Here is a 19,164-nt window from a genome sequence, read left to right on the forward strand (position 1 = left end):
GTTCCCGCCCCCACCTTTATCCCCTCCAGCTAACTCCATACATTGAGCTCCAACGCCGACCCATTCATTCCGAAGGGAAGGTCACTGGAGAGTCCTCATGCCTTTCGTAAGCGTACGCATCACCCGCGATGGCGTTACCTCTGAGCAGAAAGCTCAGGTGATCGCCGAAATCACTGAAACCCTGGAACGCGTCCTGAAGAAGGATCCGCACCTGACCCACATCGTGATCGAAGAAGTCGACACTGATAACTGGGGCTACGCCGGCATCACCACCACCCAGTACCGAAAGCAACTGGCTGAGGCGGAGGGCACGTCATGACCGCGTCCGTCTCCATTGATTTCATCTCCGATGTGGTGTGCCCGTGGTGCGCTTTGGGCGCCACAGCGCTGGAGCAAGCGATCGAGAACGTGGCCGGGGAAATCTCGGTCGAGCTGACCTACAAGCCCTTCGAGTTGAATCCGGACATGCCGGCAGTCGGCGAAAAAGCGGTCGAGCATTTGATGCGTAAGTATGGACGCACTGCCGAAGACGTCGCTGCCGGCAAAGCGATGCAGATTGAACGTGGCGCGGCCCTCGGTTTCAAGTTCGACCTGGAGAAGCGCACTCACTTCTACAACACGTTTGATGCGCATCGGCTGCTGTTGTGGGCGTTGCAGGAAGGGCGACAGGTCGCACTGAAGAAAATCCTGCTGCGAGCCTATTTCGCCGACGGCGAGAACCCGAGTAATCGCGAGACGCTGGTTCGTCTGGCGGCTGAAGCAGGACTGGATGCGGCGGCTGCTCAAGAGGTGTTGGCGTCCGGCGCGTTTGCCAAAGAAGTGCGTGAGCTTGAAGCGTTTTACCGCCAGCACGGCATCAACTCGGTGCCGGCCATGGTGCTTAACGGACGTCACCTGGTGTCCGGTTCGCAGTCGGTCGAGTACTACGAACAGATGTTGAGACAAATGGCCAACGCCCCCGCCGAAGCCTGATTACCTGTTTTTTCAAATCATTCTTAATTAGTAGAGGTTCATCATGAGCAATTCGAAAAAAGTCATCGTTATTACCGGCGCATCCCAAGGCCTCGGCGCAGGCATGGTCAAGGCGTTCCGCGATCTGGATTACAAAGTTGTCGCCACATCGCGTTCGATCAAACCGTCCACCGACCCGGACATCCTCACCGTGGCGGGCGACATCGGCGACCCGGCAGTGGCGCAGCAAGTGATCCGTGAAACCATCGCCCGTTTCGGCCGCATCGATACCCTGGTTAACAACGCCGGGATCTTCGTTGCCAAGCCGTTCACAGCTTACACCGCTGAAGATTACGCCGCGGTGCTGTCGGTGAACCTGAATGGCTTCTTCTACATCACCCAACTCGCGATCACCGAGATGGAAAAGCAAGGCAAAGGCCACGTCGTCAACATCACCACCAGCCTGGTCGACCACGCGATTGATGGTGTGCCTTCGGTACTGGCTTCGCTGACTAAAGGCGGTTTGAACGCTGCAACCAAGTCCCTGGCCATCGAGTACGCCAAGCGCGGGATTCGGGTGAACGCGGTTTCTCCGGGCATCATCAAGACTCCGATGCATGGTGAAGAAACTCATGAGGCGCTGGGGAATCTGCATCCGGTTGGGCATATGGGTGAGATCAGCGACATTGCGCAGGCAGTTGTTTATCTGGATAGCGCGAACTTTGTCACCGGCGAGATTCTGCATGTGGATGGTGGGCAGAGCGCTGGTCACTAAGACTGCTTTTCCAAAGTGTAGAAACAGCGAAGCCCTTGTATTTCTACGAGGGCTTTGTTGTTGTGCCGGGTTTTTATTCGAGCCGCCATTGTTGCTGACGCTTCCAATCACTTGGAAAGCCCATAAGGCTCAGGTTCGTTGATTCCAAATGGTCCATAATTTCTTCGAGACGAGGCTTCCACTGGCTGTCTGGACTGATCAAATCGGTTAGATAGGCGAGTATCGTCAATACAATATAAAGCCGTTGTTTTGGCTGAGGCCTATCGGCGGATGTGTTTGGGATATTCCACTCTTTCGGAAGCGAGGGGCGAATTGAGAGTTCTCGGTTCCATAGTCGCGAGTGGTGAGCGCAGCAGTTTCGTACAAATGTCAGGGTGTGGAGCCAAGATGCTAGTACATCGAATGGCAGCCTGAATCTGGCCGCAATAGCTTTTTTGTCCGCACTTTTCCCTATGGCATTGAAGAGGGTGGATACGGTTCCCAGGCTGAGCTCTTCAAGAATCGCCCATGCGGGTGGTAGTTCAGGAAGGGCATAGGTCGCGCCGTAGTATCGAAAATAGTTATCACGCATACGGTTTTCGATCCTCTGTTGCTGAAGCCCATCCTCCTGTCGACCTCTTTCGATGCGATCAATCTCACGTCCGAATTTTTTTCGTTCTTTGCTCAGTTGCTCGCGAAGGGGGCGTAATAGCTCGGAATGCGAATAGGACGAGGAGAAGACCGAGGCATCAGCAATCCAACCGGGCCCATATTTGGGGCACATGTGGTTGCTGATGGTTGCTCGTATGGCGACTTCGACCCGCTCAATGGCATCCATTGTTATGCGCCGTAACGAGCCATCGAACCGGTATATGTCGACTACAGCTTTCAAGGTGCTACCCGATTTGAAAGTGTGATCCGGCCCATGTTCCTGAAAGGGGCGCATATAGGGGCTCAAACGAAACAGCGTGACCACTTCGAGGAAGCGCATGGCCCGGTCGTCGTTGGCGACTTGCAGGCCTCGTTGCTTTAGCAGTTCCAATTGCTGTTCTACGCTGAGGGCCGGTTTGTCAAAGGGCCTCATGTAGCTTTTCTCCAGGCAAAAAAAACCCGCACGATTTGAGCTTGCTGACTGGGTCAACCTAGGCTTGGCGGGTGTGTTGGGGTGCATTATAGGTAGGTGTGAGAGCCCGTCAACGTTGCAGTGACGCGAACTTGTAACGGGGCAGGCGCGCAGACAATGTTTGGTCTGGCGATGGAGGTAAGGCTTTGTTGGCTTCTATCGCCGCAATGAGGCGGCGTCCCGGGGGATTGTTTCCATACCCCAGAAACAACAAAGCCCTCGTATTTCTATGGGGGCTTTGTTTTGTAGGGTGCCGGCACCGGATGGAAAACTAAATCCGTGCCCTTTTTTCTACAGACAACAAAGCACTGCATCTTCGTCGTCGGGGATTTCGTCCGTAACAATCACTCGTGCATGCGCGCTGTGCTCATCCTCCATGCGCAACCCGAAGTAGCGAGTATCGTTGGCGTCCCAAAATGCCTCTATCTGCGCCATGGGCGCATGTTCAAGCAGCACCTCGGCGCTGTGCTCCAGGATGATCGAGTAACGTCGTTCGGTGTTCATTACAAAGAGGCTCGCAACGGCGGAGTGAAGTGGCAGGTTGTGCATAAGCACTGCTGTCATTATGCCGCCTCAATGATTTTCGACCTTCACCGCTCATCGTTTTGGTGAGGTATATAGATGCGCGGTAGCAGAATTGGATGCATCGATTCCGCACGCAAGTGTCTTGGTAATGCAGCATTTGTCTTGGTCAGTAGAGCGTCGCTGGGTTTGACGGCCTTATCGCGAGCAAGCTCCCACAGGTCCCAGTGTGTGGACGAAAAGTGGACGTTCCAGAAACAACAAAGCCCTCGTATTTCTACGAGGGCTTTGTTTTGTATGGTGCCGGCACCAGGAGTCGAACCCGGGACCTACTGATTACAAGTCAGTTGCTCTACCAACTGAGCTATACCGGCGTGTTAGGGCGACGATTATAGCGATTGGGATGGTTCTGTAAACCCCTGAATTCAGACTATTTTTACTCAGCCTTCAAGTCAGGCGCGAAGGAGGGTTTTCTTGAGTTTCTGAAGGGCTTTCCAGGTGCGGCTGTTTTGCATTGCGCGCAGCTGCGCTTCGGCCTGTTCGGCGCGTTGCAGGGCGGCGGCGAGCTGGTGTTCGGCGTCGCTGACGGGGTGGCTGAAGTTGTGGCCTTTGCAGAACTGGAACTCGTCGAGGTTGCACGGCGGGATGTCGAAGGCGGGTTTGAGGTTCAGGTGTTCGTTGGCGAGGTAGTAAGTGTTGATGCCGTCGAACAGGATGGAGTGGTAGCCGGCGTCGGTGACGAGGGTTTCCCAGGCCTGGTCGCGCTCCCAAGGGGTTTCGATGAGGATCACCCACGGCCGCCATTGGCTGAAGTCCATGCCGCGCAGGACGGTTTCTTCGTGGCCTTCGACGTCGATTTTCAGGAAGTGAATCTCGCGGCCCTGGGCGTGTTCTTCGCAGATGGAAGTCAGGGTGCGGGATTTGACGGTTTGGCTGCGCACGTCCATGCCGGCGTCTTTGTGCATTTTCGCCATGGCCGGGTCGAGGGTGGAGAGGCCGGTGCCGGCGATGCCGTAGAAGGTCAGGTCGTCGGCGCTTTCGCCGGCCACGCATTGCAGGTTGGTGTCTTTGGGGCGTTCGTGGCGCAGGGCGTCGTAGTAATTGGGCATCGGTTCGACGTTGATGCCGGTCCAGCCACGGTCATAGAAGGCTTTGGTCACGGAGTCGTGGGTGGGGTGGTTGGCGCCGACGTCGATGTAGAAGCCGTCTTCAACGGTTTTGAGGGCGCGCCACAGGCGTATGTCTTCGAAATTCTGTGCGTAAGAAATGAACGTCACTGTCGCATCCTGTCAGTCGGATTTTCTTGTTCGTGGCCGCGCTGTCGGCGCCCTTGGCTGTTTGTATAACAAGACTGGGGAAGCGGCGCAATTTTCCGCAGATGACGTCCCGTATTAGGCACTTATGTCCTTTGCATTAAATGCTTATGCACAATGTGCCCGGTGCTGGCGGCTCTCATTCCCCTTTTTGTAGACCCGTTCTCATTTGCCCGCAAATACCTGTTTTTTCGGTTTTTTTACAGGTGTACGAAAATTGAACAGTAGCGTTTCACCCCTGAAACAGGCGCTTATATTGGATCCACGATAATTTCATCAACAGAGTTATCCACAGGCTGTGGCTTTTTAAGGGCGTTCCGCCAAGAGCAGGAAATTACGTGGTGTGAGCGGGGTTTCGCAGAAGGTGCCGAGGCGAACGGTGTAGTCCTGATCGGCAAGGAAAAGTGCCCGATCGAGTACCAGCCAAAGCTCCAGCGGGCGTCGGAAAAGGCCGCGCAACAACTCCAGATTGCGTACTTCGGCGAGTCGTTGCCAGCCAGCGGCTTCGAGTGCGGACCAATCTTGCGCGTCGATTGTGGATAACTCTTTCAGTGCGGCCAAATGATGGCAGTAATCGGCGAAGGATTTGTCCAGCCAGGCACTCGGCAGGGAAGGCGTTGGCAGGTAGTCGTCAACGCCGCGGATTTGACGTTGCAGCAGGTCGAAACCCAGGCGTCGGGCCATCGAGGTGTCGCGTTGGCGTCGGACGCGAGCACCGGCGGTGACGGTTTCGCTCATCGGCAGCGAGAGATCGTCCAGGGACAGTTGTAGGTCGGATCGCATACCGTTCGAGGAAAGCGGCTGATACGCAGGAAGGCTGGTCCGGTTATAGCAGCACGGTGCAATGGCCAGTTGTTTACAGCCTGCCGCACTGGCGATCTGGATCAGTCGCACATGTAAATCACCACAAGCATGTAGCGCAACGGGTGTGTGATCGGCGTTCAGTAAAGAAGCAGCATCAGGCGCAAGCACATCCTGTTCGACATGCAGCGCATGCATGTGATGACGTTGGCTGAGTGCCTGGCCGCTGGAAACCAGCGCCGGATCGTGTTCCAGACACGTCAATTGTTGCCCCTGTTGCAGCAAACGCCGACCCAAGTGGCCCTTGCCCGAGCACCAATCCAGCCAATGCCTGGGCGGCGCAGCGAATGACAAGCAACTGGCGAACGCTTCAATCTGCTGCCACTTGCGCCCGGGCACGTCGACATTCAATCGATGTCCGGCCGCTTCCAGCGAATGCGCGGGCAACTCACCCACCGAACTCAACTCAATGGACAGCGCCGCCAATGAAGCAAACGGCTCAGGCGCATCCAGCAAACCAGGTTGGTTATGACTGTTCTCCGCCTCCTCCAGCGACCGCCCGCGTAGCCACAATGCCAATTCCGGGTAGGACGCTTCCCAGGGAAGCTGCAGATGAGTAAACGGACGAGGTTTCCACAACGCCTGATGCTCAATCAGAAAAGCATCCAGCGCCGTGAAACGGGCGAGCAAGGCGTCGCCCGTCAACACGCAGTAATCAGCGTCCTTGGCAGGCATCGACGCGCAGCCAGCGCTCCAGCAGCTTGAAGCCGCGAACCAGCACGTAAGCCATCAGCAGGTAGAACATGCCCGCGGCGAAGAAGATCTCCACCGGCAGGTAGGTCCGGGCAATGATGGTGCGGGCCATACCGGTTAGTTCCAGCAGGGTCACGGTGCTGGCCAGCGCACTGGCCTTGAGCATCAGGATCACTTCGTTGCTGTAGGCCGGCAGGCCGATACGCGCAGCACGGGGCAGGATGATGTAGAACAGCGCTTTGGGCTTGGACATGCCCAGCGCACGCGCCGCTTCGATTTCGCCCGGTGGAATCGCCTGAATGGCGCCGCGCAGGATCTCGGCGATGTAGGCCGCGGTGTGCAGGGTCATGGTCGCCGTGGCGCACCAGAACGGATCGCGCAGATACGGCCACATCGAGCTGTTACGGATCGCATCGAACTGCGCCAAACCGTAGTAGACCAGGAACAGCTGAACCAGCAACGGCGTGCCACGGAAAAAGAAGATGTAACCGTAGGGGAATGCCCGCACGTACCAGAGTCGCGACGAGCGAGCGATGCCCAGCGGAATCGCCAGCAGCAAACCCGCGATCACGGCGATGGCCACCAGTTCCAGGGTCAGTGTTGCGCCCTGAGCCAGTTTCGGCAGCCACTTGATGATGACTTCCCAGTTCATTGCGTGCTCCTCGCGAAGCCGCGAGCGGCGCGTTTTTCCATAAAGTACATGCCGGTCATGGCGAGAATCGTGAGGCCCAGGTACATGAACGCGGCCACCATATAGAAGGTGAACGGCTGTTTGGACACGGTCACGCCGATTTGTGCGTGACGCATGATTTCTTCCAGGCCGATGACCGACACCAGCGCAGTATCTTTCATCAGGATCATGAACAGGTTGCCCAGGCCGGGCAGGGCGATGCGCCACATCTGCGGCATGATCAACCGGGTGAAGATGCGAAACTTCGACAGGCCCAGCGCCACGCCTGCTTCACGGTGACCTTTGGGGATCGCCAGAATCGCACCACGAAACACTTCCGTGGCGTAGGCGCCGAAGCACAACCCCAGGGCAATTACGCCGGCAGCGAAGGCATTCAGTTCGAGGTCGGGATTGCCGAAGAACTCGCCCAGGGCACGCATCAGGTTGACCGTGCCGAAGTAGATCAACAGCACCCAGAGCAATTCCGGGATGCCGCGAACCAGCGTCGAATAAGTGCCGCCAAGCCATTGCAACGGCTTGTACGGGGAAGTCTTGGCCAAGGCGCCGAGCAGACCGAGCACCAGCCCCAGGCACAAGGCCGAGAGTGCCAGTTTCACAGTCATCAGCGCACCAGCGGCGAGCGCCGGGCCGAATCCGTAGAGATCGATAGTCATGGATTTCTTTTCAATTTGCAGCAGGCAATGCCAGGGATTGGCGCCGTCAGCGAACAGCGCCAGCCAGGCAAGTCAGAATCAATAGATGCTGAACGGGAAGTACTTGTCGTTGATCTTCTTGTAAGTGCCGTCCTCGACGATTTCCTTCAGGGCAAGGTTCAGCTTCGCGCGAAGGGTGTCGCCTTTACGTACAGCGATACCAATCTTGTCGCTTTCTTCCACCGGGTCGCCTTTGAATTCGTAAGGGCGGCCGGCGTCGCTTTTCAGCCACTCGTAGTTGACGTACTTGTCCGCCAGGATGCCGTCCAGACGACCGGAGGTCAGGTCCAGATAAGCGTTTTCCTGGGTGTCGTAGAGTTTGATTTCAACGCCTTCCATGTTGTCTTCCATCCAAGTGCCGGCGAGGGTCGCACGTTGTGCGCCGATCACTTTGCCTTGCAGGGAAGCCTTGTCGGTTTTGAAGTCGACGTCTTTCTTGGCGATGAATTGCAGTTTGTTGGAGTAGTACGGATCGGTGAAGTCCACCGCTTGCTTGCGCTCGTCGGTGATCGACATCGAGGAGATCAGGAAGTCGAACTTCTTGGCGTTCAGGGCCGGGATGATGCCGTCCCAGTCGGAGGTGACCACGGTGCAGTCGACTTTCATCTTGGCGCACAGGGCGTCGCCGATTTCCTTGTCGAAGCCGACGACATTGCCACTGGCATCTTTGTTGTTGAACGGCGGGTAGGCCGCTTCGATGCCCATCTTCAGGGTTTCGGCCATGGCACCGGCGCTGAAGGCCAGGGTGACGGCGGCTGCCAGGAAGACCTTTTTGTAGTTCTGCATGCGGGTAGCTCCGTTAGCGGTTGCTGGACATGAATTGTTTGCAGCGCGCCGAAAGCGGGTTTTCAAACACCTGCTGTGGCGATCCTTGCTCTTCTACCAGGCCCTGGTGGAGGAACACCACTTCGCTGGACACCTGACGGGCGAAACCCATTTCATGGGTGACCAGCAGCATGGTGCGGCCTTCTTCGGCCAGTGCGCGGATGACATTAAGTACTTCCTGGACCATTTCCGGGTCAAGGGCGGAGGTGGGTTCGTCGAACAGAATCACCTTGGGCTGCATCGCCAGTGTGCGGGCGATGGCCGCGCGTTGCTGCTGGCCGCCGGACAGTTGCGCGGGATAGGCGTGGCGTTTGTCAGCGATGCCGACCTTGGCCAGCAAGGCTTCGGCGACTTCGATGGCTTCGGCTTTGCTTTGACCGAGCACCCGGCGCGGGGCCTCGATGATGTTGTCGAGCACGCTCATGTGCGGCCAGAGATTAAAGTTTTGAAACACAAAACCAATCTCGCTGCGCAGGCGATTGATCTGCTTGCCGTCGGCAGCGACCAGTTCGCCGTTCTTGGCGGCTTTGAGCTTGAGTTCTTCGCCGGCCACAAGGATCTGGCCCTGATGCGGGTTTTCCAGCAGGTTGATGCAACGCAGGAACGTGGACTTGCCGGAACCGGAAGAACCCAGGATCGAGATCACGTCGCCGTCGCGGGCGGTCAGCGAGATACCTTTGAGCACCTCAAGCTGTCCGTAGCGTTTGTGCAAGTTGCGGATTTCAAGCGCGGGCGTGGCCTCAGCCATGTGCGTTCCTCATAGTGTTTCGCTCCTGCTGTTGGTTGGCCTTCCTGGCGAGGCGGCCAAGCTAGCATAGCGTCTGAATGGCAGCCAACAGCGCTACGGGCGGTAAACGGGTGGCATGCGGCAGGTTGTCGCATCGGTACAGCAGACTGTCGCGCTGCTATCAACCGAACAGCCGTTTGAACCAGCTGCACCGCGGGTGTCACGTAAAAAAGGGCGCGATGTTGCCAGCTTTGACGGGGTGTTGGAAGCGCTAACCGGCCAAACGTTCCTGATCTGCACTTTTATTGTGCATCGACTCATTTATGGGTGTGTTTCCGGTGCGCTGTTTCGTTCCTGAAGTGGGTCGCAGGGTAACGCTCTGGCAAATTGCCATTAATCTCAATGACTTGCGATGACTGTCCGGTCACGCTGCAGGCCCCGTGCCTGAGGAGTTTGAAACATTTTGGCGCAATTATTGCGTGCAGAATCCGGAACGCCCTGTTGGTTTCTTTTTACGAGAAGGAACACCAGACGGGATGGATGCAAATCGCTTTTCCTTACAAAGGTAGTTTCAATGAGCAGTACCCCAAGCTCCAATGGCCTCGAACAGGGGCTCAAACCGCGTCATGTGACCATGTTGTCGATCGCCGGGGTTATCGGCGCCGGCCTGTTCGTCGGCTCCGGCCACGCCATCGCCGCCGCAGGTCCGGCTGTTCTGTTGGCTTACGCCGCCGCCGGTGCGCTGGTGGTGCTGGTCATGCGCATGCTCGGCGAGATGGCCGTCGCGTCGCCAGATACAGGCTCCTTCTCGACGTACGCCGATCGCGCGATCGGTCACTGGGCCGGTTTCACCATCGGCTGGTTGTACTGGTGGTTCTGGGTGTTGGTGATTCCGCTGGAAGCCAACGCCGCCGCGACCATCCTGCACGCCTGGTTCCCCAACGTAGCCATCTGGGCGTTTACCCTGGTCATCACTTTGCTGCTGACAGTGACCAACCTGTTCAGCGTGAAGAACTACGGTGAGTTCGAATTCTGGTTCGCCCTGGTCAAAGTCATCGCGATTATCGGTTTCATTGGCCTCGGCATCATGGCGATCTTCGGCTTCCTGCCGAACAGCCAGGTCAGCGGCGTTTCGCATCTGTTCGACACCCAGGGCTTCCTGCCAAACGGCATGGGCGCGGTACTGGGCGCCATTCTGACTACCATGTTTTCCTTCATGGGCACTGAGATCGTGACCATCGCGGCCGCCGAATCGAAGAACCCTGGCCAGCAAATCTCCAAGGCCACCAACTCGGTGATCTGGCGGATCGGCTTGTTCTACCTCGTGTCGATCTTCATCGTTGTGGCTCTGGTGCCATGGAATGACCCGGTTCTGGCCGCAGTCGGTTCCTACCAGACCGTGCTTGAGCGCATGGGCATCCCGAATGCCAAGCTGATCGTCGACATCGTGGTGTTGGTTGCGGTAACCAGCTGCCTGAACTCCGCGCTCTACACCGCATCGCGCATGATGTTCTCCCTGGCCAAACGCGGTGACGCACCGGCCGTTTCCCAGCGCACCAACAAAAGCGGCACGCCGTACTGGGCTGTCATGTTGTCCACTGGCGCTGCCTTCCTCGCCGTGTTCGCCAACTACGTGGCCCCAGCCGCGGTGTTCGACTTCCTGCTGGCCAGTTCGGGCGCCATCGCGCTGCTGGTGTACCTGGTGATCGCGATTTCGCAACTGCGTATGCGCAAACAGCGTATGGCACGTGGTGAGAAAATCGCCTTCAGCATGTGGCTGTTCCCGGGCCTGACCTACGCGGTGATCATCTTCATTGTCGCGGCACTGACCATCATGCTGTTCCAGGATGCCCATCGCGTGGAAATCCTCGCGACCGGTCTGCTGAGCTTGTTGGTCGTGGCTGCGGGCTTGTTTGTGGCGCGCCGTCGTCGTAACGAGCAGTTGATCGCAGCGGTAGCGCGCTGAGTGTCCTGACTCAAGACAAACGCTGTTGAAGCACAGAAACGACCGCCATCAGAAATGATCGCGGTCGTTTTTTTCGATTGGCTTTGTTCGATTCAATCGGGGTGAATCCAGTCTTCTACACGTAATCCTGGCACCCGTTCGAACTCGCGCAGGTTGTTGGTAACAACAATCAACCCTCGTGAGCGCGCATGGCCGGCAATCATTTGGTCATAGGGGCCAATGGGTGTTCCAGCCTTTGCCAGTTCGGACCGGATCATTCCGGTGTGCGCGGCAGCTTCATTGTCGAAAGGGAAAACTTCAAGGCGTGCGGTGAAACCTTCGATCACGGCGAGGTTCTTTTCGGGAGTCGCTGATTTTTCGGCACCGTAGATCAACTCCATCAGCGTAATCGCGCTGATGCATAACTGTCCGTCATGAAGGTTGAATGCTTCTCTTACGATTTGCGGTTTGTTCTTGATAGTGAAGATGCAAATGTTGGTATCGAGCATGAACTTGATCATCAGAACGACTCACGCTCCTGATCAGCAGGTTGTTGGCGATCAGGCATAAAATCTGTGCTCACGCCATCTCCGTCGAACCAACTGTCCCAAGTCTCGTCCGCTGGCGTGATGATGCGAGCCCGGCCAATGGCGACTACGTTGACCCGTTTTACATCGCTCGGCATCGCTACGGCTTTTGGTAAGCGTACAGCCTGGCTGCGATTGCTCATGAAAAGAGTGGTCTGTTCCATATTTGGCCTCCTGCGGTTCTACGGGGGTTATGAGTCCCTAGAATAGATTTCATTAGGGATATGTCAATGGGATATACGAAGCCGCTGACCAGAGGTTGTGTAGATTCCCAGTGATAAATTCCAAAGAAAACGGCCGCTGTCAGTGATGACAAGCGGCCGTTTTTGCTTTCAAGGGCGAGTGGTTACTCGCTCTTTTCCTCCTGCGCATCCAACGACTGACGGTAGCTGTCCAGCGCATCGCCAAAATCAGTGATGAATTGCGGATCGGTCAGCCAGGCCTGTGCGGCATCGCGGTCCATGCCGTCGGCCCACATGCGGTAGTCGATCAGCATATCGGCGGCCAGGTGAGTGGCGGCCATGGCTTCGTTGTCGGCGTTTTCCATGTCCAGCAGTTCTGGATGGTCGCTGATGATCCCGGCGAGGTCCGACAGCAGGGCTAGCAGCATGTCGTTACGGCTGATGGCCTCTGCGTCGCGCATTTTGCTGAACATCGCCAGGGTGTATTCCGGGATCGGCTCGCCGATTTCACCCAGGTCATCGTCCAGCGCGGCGGGTTTTCGGCCGTGGATGTTGATTTGCTTGGCTTTGATCTTGGCGCGTTTGGCGCGTTTTTGCTGCTTGTTCAGGGATGCCATTAAATTCAGTTCGCTTTCTGTTGAGTTTGAGCCGCAATGGCGTCGGACGCCGCTACGTAGTCAGCCTGGAAGGCTGGTGATTCGATCCATGCCAGGGCGCCGGCTTCATCGACTTCGGTGGACCATTGGCGATATTCGATCAGCGCCGCGAGGATGAAATCCATCGCGCCTTCTTCGCCTTCCTGCTCGTACACCAGTTCCAGCAGCGGGTCTTCGAGGAAGGCCACGCACATCGCTTGCTGGCTGGTTTTTTCAGCGTCGATCATTTTCTTGAACAGCTCGGTCAGGTCCACCGATTCGAAGTCGATGCGATCGTCGTTCGGGTCCAGCTCGACCGGCGCGGCGGCCCGCTGGGTGCGGTTCTGCTTGGCCTTGGCTTTCGCGCGGGTGGCGCGTTTGTTCTGCTTGTTGGCGGATGCCATGGGTGTCGTTCCGTAATTCGATGAGAGGGGCGGGTCGATCAGTCGCGTGGCACTCGCCGCCCGGGTGTGTCGGGGGCCAGTTCGCCGGTCTGCAACCAGGACAATGCAATGGGCCATAGTGTGGCTTGGTATGCGCTGCGAAAAAAGGCGAAATGTCCGACTTCTTCTTCACCGATGTCTTCGGGGGCGATTCGCAGATGGGTGTTTGCGCTGCCAGTGAAGTAGCCGAGCAGGCGTTCAATGGCCGCAATCGTACCGTAAGGATCATCGCTGATGCTGATGGCCAACGTTTTTGCGCTGACAGATGCAAAGGGAAGCTGGCCGTTTTTTGCGTGCATGACGCGACCACTGGGCCGCGTTTCGTAACGCGCAGTGGGCGTGCTCCAGTCGCGAACCACGCCGGCGGGCGTGTCCTCCAGCCAGCCGAGGCGTTTGCCCGGAAAGTAGCCGCACAGCAGGGTCATCAATGGCATCACCACATGCCACTTGCCGAACATCCGCCAGCGATGAGCGGGCGCATAGTCGCGCCAGTAAGCGAATTGCGCGCCGACCGTCACCAAGTGCCGAATCAAATTCCCGGACGCTCCCAGGCCCGCTGCGCAGCCTCCAAAGCTGTGGCCGACAACGTCGATGGGCTGCCCGGGAAATTCGCGCTGCGCGCGGTTCAACATCGCCTCGAAGTCCAGCGCGCCCCAATCGGACCATGACGCCTCCAGCCCTTTCAGCGACGTCGGGCGCGACTCGCCGATGCCGCGGTAGTCAAAGGTGATGACATCGAAGTCATTGGCGAACAGGTAGTCGGCGAAGCGCGAATAGTGCCGGCAACGAACCGAGGTGGCCGCGTTGATGATAACGACCGGGCGCGCGCTGTCCTGAGCGGCGTGCTGCCAGGTGAAACCGCCGAGGGTGAAGCCGTCTGCGGCGGGTTCCTTGAACGGTTCGCCAGCAATGTCGGTGGTCAGCGACAATTCGATTTGAGTCGGTGCCAGTGAGGGCATGTCCTGCAAATTCATCGGCTTTGGACCTTTTTGGGTAGTTGCCAACGATAGTCTTCGTGCGGTCAGTGGACAATCCATCCGTGTTTATAGGCGGATTTGATCGAGCAGGCGCTCTTCTATTGCCGCTCGTTCCCGGTCCAGTTCAGCGCGGAGTTCGTCTTCACTTGGCAGCACTAGTTTGTACTTGCTGGCGAACAGTTGTTCGTTCCCCTGTAATACTGAGTAACGCACCACTGACTCGTTTTTTTGAGCGCAAAGAATGATGCCGACGGTCGGTCCGTCTGCCTCTTTGCGCTTAAGGTCGTCGTACATGCGTACATACATGTCCATCTGGCCGACATCCTGGTGGGTCAGTTCGCCGCGCTTGAGATCGAAGATGACGAAGCAATTGAGCAGGTAGTTGTAGAACACCAGATCGATATAGAAGTCTCTGCCTTCGGTGCTTATTCGTTGTTGTCGAGCGATAAAGGCAAAACCTTTTCCCAGCTCAAGCAGGAAGCCCTGAAGTTGCTCGATGAGTGCTTGTTCAAGTTCGGTCTCCAGTATCACTCCGGTGTCGGGCAAACCAAGAAACTCCAGCATCACGGGATCTCTAACGAACTCCCTGGGATTGTCGTTCATCGCGTGGATGTTCGTAATGGCTTCTGTCATGACGGCAGACTTGTCCCGACTCATAAGCAGGCGTTCGTAGTAGAGGGTGCTGATCTGGCGTTCCAGAGCGCGGCTTGACCAGTTTTGGTTGGCAGCTTCGTCCATGTACCACTTGCGTGCCATGTCACTGTCGACTCGTAGCAACCTGCGATAGTGGGTCCAGCTCAATTCGAGACGCAGTGCGTCTCGAATTGGAAACGCCTGATAAAACAGTCGCATTTTCCTTAAGTTGGTTTCATCGAACCCCTTCCCAAACTCCGATGTCAGCACCATCGCCAGCGTTGCGAGCAATTGCTTCCCATATGCCGCTCGCCGAGCCCCCTCCTGCTCAAACTCGACAATATGCCGTCCGATCTGCCAGCACGTTTGCACCTGAACGGTATCGACCGCTCGCAGCACCTTCTGTCGTGCCTGACGTATCAGTTCGCCAAGGTTGCCCACCAGAGAGGCAAGTTGTGGGTCTTGAGTGTTTTCGGTTTTGACGATGCTCATGAAGTCTTCCGCAGCTGGAGGAACAGGCGAAAGAGAATGGCAAGAGAGGGCAGCGCGGCGATGCAGGGCGTGGCTGGGAAATCGGCAGGAAATGCCGGATTCGTTTTGCAGGATCCTGCCGACGGCAGACCGGACATGAGGAATACATGGCGTAGTCCTTTTCGCAGTGGGCTCAAGGTCGAATCAATCTAAAACTTGGCCGTCCCCTGGGAAATCAAAAGTGAAGGACCAGAAGGGCGCTGTGGAGCCCAGGAGTCGCCATCATGAAGTACGTCCATTCACTCATGTTGCCCATCGTCGCTGTCGGCGTATTGATGTTTCCGGCGACATCGTGGGCCGCCAGCCTAGAGCCCATCGACAGCTCAGGCGTGCAAATCCAGAGGCAAGAGCAAAACGGGATCGCGTATCTGTCGGGTGGCATTGGCGAGGATGAGTCGAAGGCCATCCAGCAAACGACTGGATACAACCTGCACATGACCTTTTCGGTCGGGCCGGAGAATAAATACATTCCCGACGTCGATGTCGTCATTCAGAAAGCACCGGGGCAAACCGTGCTGACGCTGAGTCAGGCGGGTCCGCTGGTTTACGTCCAGTTGCCACCCGGTAAGTACACCGTTGTCGCGACCCGCAATGGTGAGGCGAAACATGACACCACGGATGTGGGAAGCGGTACGGCGCGTAATCTGGTCTTTCACTGGAACGGCGACGAATAGCCGTCCCTTCAAATCCCAGGCATAAAAAAACCCTGAATCTTGCGATTCAGGGTTTTCGGTATTTGGTGCCCAGAGACGGAATCGACCGAGGACACGGGTTTTACGACTGTACCAAACATGACCAGAACCCAATACACATGGCTGTTGAGACGACATGAGCCTTGCTAGACCCACGCCATCTGTTCGCAACGTTCACATTCCTTGCGTTTTTTACCTGGCCTGTTCGATCAAATCTGCCCCAGCGTCTTTTTTTAGCAACTCATAGAGCACCGTTATAAAGACATCTCTAGTCGCCTCATCGCTAAGCAGTTGCGTTGCCATACTTTGGTGGCTGTTCATAGCGCCGGCAATGGCTTGAATGGCTTTTCTCGGAAGATCAGCCTTCATGGCTTGTTCGCGAGTGTTGTTCTGGACCTGATCCATCACAACCAAGTCGGATCTGAGTTTCTCTGACACGTGTACCGCAAAGGCAACTTTGTCGGTGTCGGTGATGTTTTTTCCAAAAGCTTCATTTAGCTTTTCAATCAGTTCGGAAAGGTACTTCTTCTCTCGATCTCGCGCGTCTCTCAGACCATTGTCAGTCACGCTGTACAGGCTTGGTGTTTCTCCCGTTGGAAGAACACCCCCTAATGAGGTGCTTTGGTTAATCTTGAAATGGCTGAGTGTCAGATCGGCGAGATCGACCTGGTCGGAGCTGATCCCTTTCAAGCGTTTACGCAACAATCGAGCGAAGCTAGCGAAGGCTTCCAGGATTGGATCAGAAAATTCAACCAGCTGTGCCACGTACTCGTAGGTACGGACAAATTTGGTCAGGCTTTCACTAAAGATCATCAGTTCGTCGCGTTTTTTTGCGAATTCGGCGCGCTGAACATCAGCATTCTGCATGTCCTGCTCATCGCCCTGTTCATTGGCGATCTCCCACGCTTTTTCCCATTGATCAATACCGTCGTTAAGCAGCTTGAGCTTGCCATTGAAACGGTCAGTAGCGGGTTGGGTCAGGGCATACAATTTCTGATGTGTCACTTTCCGGTCAACAATCGCATCGCCGAACGCTGCCACTTCGGCACTATCGTAGATATACATCTCATCGAGACGTTGTTTAATGTCGTAAACGATGTTTGGGTCTTGAATATCTGCAACCTGCGCATCGCGATAGAAGGTTTTGAATGCCTTGAGGATTTCTTCTGACTCGTTGGCGAAATCGATGACAAAGGTTTTGTCTTTGCCGGGGTATGTGCGATTCAAGCGAGACAGTGTTTGCACCGCCTCCACACCTGAGATTTTTTTGTCCAGGTACATCGCAACCAGTTTTGGCTGGTCGAAACCTGTCTGAAATTTGTTGGCAACGATCATCACTCGGTAGTCTGGCGTGTCAAAAGCATTGCGCATGTCACGACCATGCAGCCCTGGATTGAGGTTGACTTCACTAAAGGCGTGATCTTCCTTGAATCCGGTGGCTTTCACTTCTTGGTTAGGCACATCGCCAGAGAACGCCACCATCGACTTGATGCTGGTGTAACGATTGCGCTCGCAGTAATCCTGCAAGGCCAGTTGATATTTGACCGCTGAAGCACGAGAAGGCGTAACGATCATTGCCTTGGCTTGCCCATTAAGCAGATGACTGACGTTCTTTTTGAAGTGTTCAACAATCAGCTCGACCTTCTGACCAACGTTGACTGGATTCAGTGACAACCACTTGGCCAAGGCTCGATTGGCACTCTTCTCATCGACTCGCTCATCTTGGCTGTCCATGAACGCCGAACCGATTTTAAAAGCGACTTTGTAACTGCTGTAGTTTTTCAGTACATCGAGAATGAAACCCTCTTCGATCGCCTGCTGCATTGTGTACAGATGGAAAGGCACGGGTGGGTTGTCGATGCTGACTGGTTTTTCTGGATATCGTGGGCGACCAAACAAACTCATTGTCGAGTGTTTGGGAGTAGCAGTAAAAGCAAAGTAGCTGGCATTACCGGGCCTTTGGCGCGAGGACTGCCAAACAGAAAGACGTTCCTCTTTGCTGAGTTGCTCCCATTCCTCCTCACTTTGTCCCGTCAGCACATAACGCAGATCGTCCGCAGTAGTGCCACCCGTTGAGCTGTGGGCTTCATCAATGATGATTGCGAAGCGTCGATCACGAAGAGATTTTTCGCCAAGAATCGCCGTCTGTGCGTGAGGAAACGTCTGCAATGTGCAAATGATGATCGGGGTACCTTCTAGCATGGCGTTTGCCAATTGCACGCTTTTGGGCTGATTGTTGTCCTCACGATCAATAGCCCGCACTAACCCTGTCTGGTGATCGATTTGCTTGATCGCGTCTTGCAGTTGTTTGTCCAGCACTTGGCGATCAGTAATCACCAGGACGCTGTGAAAGTAAGGCTCGCCATCCGGGCGTCGGATACGGATCAGCGAGTGAGCAGTCCAGGCAATTGTGTTGGTTTTACCGGAGCCAGCGCTGTGCTGGATCAGATAGGGCTGGCCTGCGCCTTCTTGCGCTACTTTTTCGAGTATTCCCGTCACACTTTCCCACTGATGGAAGCGTGGAAAAATTAACGTTTCTTTGAAAGATGCAATGCCCTTGGCGTCCTGGACCTCCTTGCGCTCCAGCAGCACGAAGCGGTGGAAAATCCGCAGCCAGTTATCTTTTTGCAACACCTGTTGCCACAGGTAGCTGACCGGATAGCTGCCGTCCTTGTTGGTCGGATTGCCAGCAGCGCCGTCATTGCCACGGTTAAATGGCAAGAAGAAAGTCGAGTCGCCAGCTAATCGAGTGGTCATACGAATATCGCTGTCGCTCATCGCGAAATGCACCACTGCTCCCCTACGAAATGCCAAAAGTGGTTCAGCCAAACCAGTCTTCACACTTTTCGGTGGACGGTCCTGGCAGTATTGCTGCATGGCTGCGTCCACTGACTGAGTGAAGTCGGTTTTAAGCTCAACGGTCGCGACAGGCAAACCGTTGATGAAAAATACCAGGTCAATCTCATCGGTTTTGTCTTGGGAGTAACGCAGTTGTGGCACCACCCGTAGACGGTTGGCGGCATAGTGAGCAATCACGGTGTCGTTACGGGCGTCTTCAGGCAAGGCTTGGCTCATGGACAGAACTCCGGCACCCGAAACGGTAAAGCCGTGGCGCAGCACATTGATCGTGCCACCCAATTTGTTCTGGAGCTGGGCACCCAATCGGTCGAAGAGAACGGTGCGCGTGCTCTCACCGTGCATCTTTCGTAGCGCAGCCAATTGCTGTGGCTGGGTGTCATTCAGCCAATCGAGCACATCTTCCGGATACAGCGCCCGTACGACGTCATAACCACTGGATTTGCCAACCAGCCAGCCGCTGTCAGACAGTTGCTCGATGATGTGGCGTTCCAGTTCACATTCGTGGTGGATGTGGGACATGTGCGATCC

At 55.9% G+C, this 19,164-nt stretch carries 20 protein-coding genes and 1 tRNA gene; 5 read left to right on the top strand and 16 right to left on the bottom strand.

Going from position 1 to position 19,164, the window contains the following annotated elements; all coding sequences use genetic code 11:
- The first annotated feature begins 97 nt into the window (after nt 1-97).
- Genes ACYZT8_RS01140 through ACYZT8_RS01150 form a run of 3 tightly spaced genes read left to right on the top strand, consistent with a single transcriptional unit; the run spans nt 98 to nt 1,726 of the window.
- Nucleotides 98-319 (top strand): tautomerase family protein, encoded by a 222-nt coding sequence (locus ACYZT8_RS01140; protein WP_461978560.1) that lies wholly within the window; start codon nt 98-100, stop codon nt 317-319.
- Nucleotides 316-972, top strand: coding sequence for a DsbA family oxidoreductase (locus tag ACYZT8_RS01145; protein WP_461978562.1), 657 nt, complete (start codon nt 316-318; stop codon nt 970-972). Before ACYZT8_RS01140 ends, ACYZT8_RS01145 begins: the two co-directional genes overlap by 4 nt.
- A 43-nt stretch (nt 973-1,015) precedes the next feature.
- Nucleotides 1,016-1,726 (top strand): SDR family NAD(P)-dependent oxidoreductase, encoded by a 711-nt coding sequence (locus ACYZT8_RS01150; protein WP_438661586.1) that lies wholly within the window; start codon nt 1,016-1,018, stop codon nt 1,724-1,726.
- 73 nt (nt 1,727-1,799) lie between these two features.
- Here ACYZT8_RS01150 and ACYZT8_RS01155 read toward each other — a convergent pair whose 3' ends face one another.
- The 9 genes from ACYZT8_RS01155 to ACYZT8_RS01195 all read right to left on the bottom strand — a co-directional run bounded on the left by ACYZT8_RS01155 (nt 1,800) and on the right by ACYZT8_RS01195 (nt 9,173).
- Entirely contained in the window at nt 1,800-2,789 is a 990-nt protein-coding gene (locus ACYZT8_RS01155; RefSeq protein WP_461978564.1) for an Abi family protein, read from the bottom strand.
- A gap of 330 nt (nt 2,790-3,119) precedes the next feature.
- Nucleotides 3,120-3,332, bottom strand: a complete 213-nt coding sequence (locus tag ACYZT8_RS01160) for a hypothetical protein (RefSeq protein WP_461982339.1) — start codon at nt 3,330-3,332, stop codon at nt 3,120-3,122.
- Nucleotides 3,333-3,648: 316 nt separating this feature from the next.
- A tRNA-Thr gene (locus tag ACYZT8_RS01165) sits at nt 3,649-3,724 on the bottom strand.
- Nucleotides 3,725-3,802: 78 nt separating this feature from the next.
- Nucleotides 3,803-4,627 carry an FkbM family methyltransferase gene (locus ACYZT8_RS01170; protein ID WP_461978567.1) on the bottom strand — a complete coding sequence of 275 codons (825 nt, stop codon included), beginning with the start codon at nt 4,625-4,627 and terminating at the stop codon, nt 3,803-3,805.
- A gap of 342 nt (nt 4,628-4,969) precedes the next feature.
- Nucleotides 4,970-6,199 carry a methyltransferase gene (locus tag ACYZT8_RS01175; protein WP_461978569.1) on the bottom strand — a complete coding sequence of 410 codons (1,230 nt, stop codon included), beginning with the start codon at nt 6,197-6,199 and terminating at the stop codon, nt 4,970-4,972.
- Nucleotides 6,180-6,869, bottom strand: coding sequence for an ABC transporter permease (locus ACYZT8_RS01180; RefSeq protein ID WP_461956719.1), 690 nt, complete (start codon nt 6,867-6,869; stop codon nt 6,180-6,182). The genes ACYZT8_RS01175 and ACYZT8_RS01180 overlap by 20 nt, the downstream gene beginning before the upstream one ends.
- Nucleotides 6,866-7,561 (bottom strand): ABC transporter permease, encoded by a 696-nt coding sequence (locus ACYZT8_RS01185; RefSeq protein ID WP_010464638.1) that lies wholly within the window; start codon nt 7,559-7,561, stop codon nt 6,866-6,868. Before ACYZT8_RS01185 ends, ACYZT8_RS01180 begins: the two co-directional genes overlap by 4 nt.
- Nucleotides 7,562-7,639: 78 nt before the next feature.
- The gene (locus ACYZT8_RS01190; protein WP_461978571.1) at nt 7,640-8,386 is read right to left on the bottom strand and encodes an ABC transporter substrate-binding protein; all 747 of its coding nucleotides are present in this window, start codon (nt 8,384-8,386) and stop codon (nt 7,640-7,642) included.
- Nucleotides 8,387-8,399: 13 nt separating this feature from the next.
- Nucleotides 8,400-9,173 (bottom strand): ABC transporter ATP-binding protein, encoded by a 774-nt coding sequence (locus tag ACYZT8_RS01195; RefSeq protein WP_007897462.1) that lies wholly within the window; start codon nt 9,171-9,173, stop codon nt 8,400-8,402.
- A 553-nt stretch (nt 9,174-9,726) separates the two neighbouring features.
- On the opposite strand from ACYZT8_RS01195, the gene gabP reads away from it, so the two are divergent.
- A complete protein-coding gene (gabP, locus tag ACYZT8_RS01200) occupies nt 9,727-11,118 on the top strand; it encodes a GABA permease (protein WP_461978573.1) in 1,392 nt (463 codons plus the stop codon).
- Nucleotides 11,119-11,210: 92 nt separating this feature from the next.
- Here the strand turns inward: gabP and vapC are convergent, their stop codons facing one another.
- The 6 genes from vapC to ACYZT8_RS01230 all read right to left on the bottom strand — a co-directional run bounded on the left by vapC (nt 11,211) and on the right by ACYZT8_RS01230 (nt 15,046).
- The gene (gene vapC / locus ACYZT8_RS01205) at nt 11,211-11,618 is read right to left on the bottom strand and encodes a type II toxin-antitoxin system tRNA(fMet)-specific endonuclease VapC (RefSeq protein WP_461978575.1); all 408 of its coding nucleotides are present in this window, start codon (nt 11,616-11,618) and stop codon (nt 11,211-11,213) included.
- Nucleotides 11,618-11,848, bottom strand: coding sequence for a type II toxin-antitoxin system VapB family antitoxin (vapB, locus tag ACYZT8_RS01210; RefSeq protein WP_461978577.1), 231 nt, complete (start codon nt 11,846-11,848; stop codon nt 11,618-11,620). The genes vapC and vapB overlap by 1 nt, the downstream gene beginning before the upstream one ends.
- A 182-nt stretch (nt 11,849-12,030) precedes the next feature.
- Complete coding sequence (locus tag ACYZT8_RS01215) at nt 12,031-12,483, bottom strand: hypothetical protein (RefSeq protein WP_461978579.1); 453 nt, start codon at nt 12,481-12,483, stop codon at nt 12,031-12,033.
- Between the two features lie 5 nt (nt 12,484-12,488).
- The gene (locus ACYZT8_RS01220) at nt 12,489-12,905 is read right to left on the bottom strand and encodes a hypothetical protein (RefSeq protein WP_461978581.1); all 417 of its coding nucleotides are present in this window, start codon (nt 12,903-12,905) and stop codon (nt 12,489-12,491) included.
- A gap of 38 nt (nt 12,906-12,943) precedes the next feature.
- The gene (locus ACYZT8_RS01225; protein WP_461978582.1) at nt 12,944-13,918 is read right to left on the bottom strand and encodes an alpha/beta hydrolase family protein; all 975 of its coding nucleotides are present in this window, start codon (nt 13,916-13,918) and stop codon (nt 12,944-12,946) included.
- A gap of 69 nt (nt 13,919-13,987) precedes the next feature.
- Nucleotides 13,988-15,046, bottom strand: coding sequence for a PDDEXK nuclease domain-containing protein (locus ACYZT8_RS01230; RefSeq protein ID WP_461978584.1), 1,059 nt, complete (start codon nt 15,044-15,046; stop codon nt 13,988-13,990).
- A gap of 263 nt (nt 15,047-15,309) precedes the next feature.
- Here ACYZT8_RS01230 and ACYZT8_RS01235 point away from each other — a divergent pair, with 263 nt between their 5' ends.
- Nucleotides 15,310-15,759, top strand: coding sequence for a carboxypeptidase regulatory-like domain-containing protein (locus ACYZT8_RS01235; protein ID WP_461978586.1), 450 nt, complete (start codon nt 15,310-15,312; stop codon nt 15,757-15,759).
- A gap of 210 nt (nt 15,760-15,969) precedes the next feature.
- On the opposite strand, the gene ACYZT8_RS01240 is transcribed toward ACYZT8_RS01235, so the two are convergent.
- Nucleotides 15,970-19,155 (bottom strand): type I restriction endonuclease subunit R, encoded by a 3,186-nt coding sequence (locus ACYZT8_RS01240; protein ID WP_461978588.1) that lies wholly within the window; start codon nt 19,153-19,155, stop codon nt 15,970-15,972.
- Between the last annotated feature and the right edge of the window lie 9 nt (nt 19,156-19,164).

This window comes from Pseudomonas sp. LB3P93, from assembly GCF_054898025.1.

What these genes read in the sequence shown, in the direction of transcription:
- ACYZT8_RS01195 (WP_007897462.1), bottom strand. Translation starts at nt 9,173, where the DNA reads ATGGCTGAGGCCACGCCCGCGCTTGAAATCCGCAACTTGCACAAACGC.
- ACYZT8_RS01180 (WP_461956719.1), bottom strand. Translation starts at nt 6,869, where the DNA reads ATGAACTGGGAAGTCATCATCAAGTGGCTGCCGAAACTGGCTCAGGGC.
- ACYZT8_RS01190 (WP_461978571.1), bottom strand. Translation starts at nt 8,386, where the DNA reads ATGCAGAACTACAAAAAGGTCTTCCTGGCAGCCGCCGTCACCCTGGCC.
- gabP (WP_461978573.1), top strand. Translation starts at nt 9,727, where the DNA reads ATGAGCAGTACCCCAAGCTCCAATGGCCTCGAACAGGGGCTCAAACCG.
- ACYZT8_RS01160 (WP_461982339.1), bottom strand. Translation starts at nt 3,332, where the DNA reads ATGAACACCGAACGACGTTACTCGATCATCCTGGAGCACAGCGCCGAG.
- ACYZT8_RS01240 (WP_461978588.1), bottom strand. Translation starts at nt 19,155, where the DNA reads ATGTCCCACATCCACCACGAATGTGAACTGGAACGCCACATCATCGAG.
- ACYZT8_RS01225 (WP_461978582.1), bottom strand. Translation starts at nt 13,918, where the DNA reads ATGAATTTGCAGGACATGCCCTCACTGGCACCGACTCAAATCGAATTG.
- ACYZT8_RS01155 (WP_461978564.1), bottom strand. Translation starts at nt 2,789, where the DNA reads ATGAGGCCCTTTGACAAACCGGCCCTCAGCGTAGAACAGCAATTGGAA.
- vapB (WP_461978577.1), bottom strand. Translation starts at nt 11,848, where the DNA reads ATGGAACAGACCACTCTTTTCATGAGCAATCGCAGCCAGGCTGTACGC.
- vapC (WP_461978575.1), bottom strand. Translation starts at nt 11,618, where the DNA reads ATGATCAAGTTCATGCTCGATACCAACATTTGCATCTTCACTATCAAG.
- ACYZT8_RS01215 (WP_461978579.1), bottom strand. Translation starts at nt 12,483, where the DNA reads ATGGCATCCCTGAACAAGCAGCAAAAACGCGCCAAACGCGCCAAGATC.
- ACYZT8_RS01150 (WP_438661586.1), top strand. Translation starts at nt 1,016, where the DNA reads ATGAGCAATTCGAAAAAAGTCATCGTTATTACCGGCGCATCCCAAGGC.
- ACYZT8_RS01230 (WP_461978584.1), bottom strand. Translation starts at nt 15,046, where the DNA reads ATGAGCATCGTCAAAACCGAAAACACTCAAGACCCACAACTTGCCTCT.
- ACYZT8_RS01145 (WP_461978562.1), top strand. Translation starts at nt 316, where the DNA reads ATGACCGCGTCCGTCTCCATTGATTTCATCTCCGATGTGGTGTGCCCG.
- ACYZT8_RS01185 (WP_010464638.1), bottom strand. Translation starts at nt 7,561, where the DNA reads ATGACTATCGATCTCTACGGATTCGGCCCGGCGCTCGCCGCTGGTGCG.
- ACYZT8_RS01220 (WP_461978581.1), bottom strand. Translation starts at nt 12,905, where the DNA reads ATGGCATCCGCCAACAAGCAGAACAAACGCGCCACCCGCGCGAAAGCC.
- ACYZT8_RS01175 (WP_461978569.1), bottom strand. Translation starts at nt 6,199, where the DNA reads ATGCCTGCCAAGGACGCTGATTACTGCGTGTTGACGGGCGACGCCTTG.
- ACYZT8_RS01140 (WP_461978560.1), top strand. Translation starts at nt 98, where the DNA reads ATGCCTTTCGTAAGCGTACGCATCACCCGCGATGGCGTTACCTCTGAG.
- ACYZT8_RS01235 (WP_461978586.1), top strand. Translation starts at nt 15,310, where the DNA reads ATGAAGTACGTCCATTCACTCATGTTGCCCATCGTCGCTGTCGGCGTA.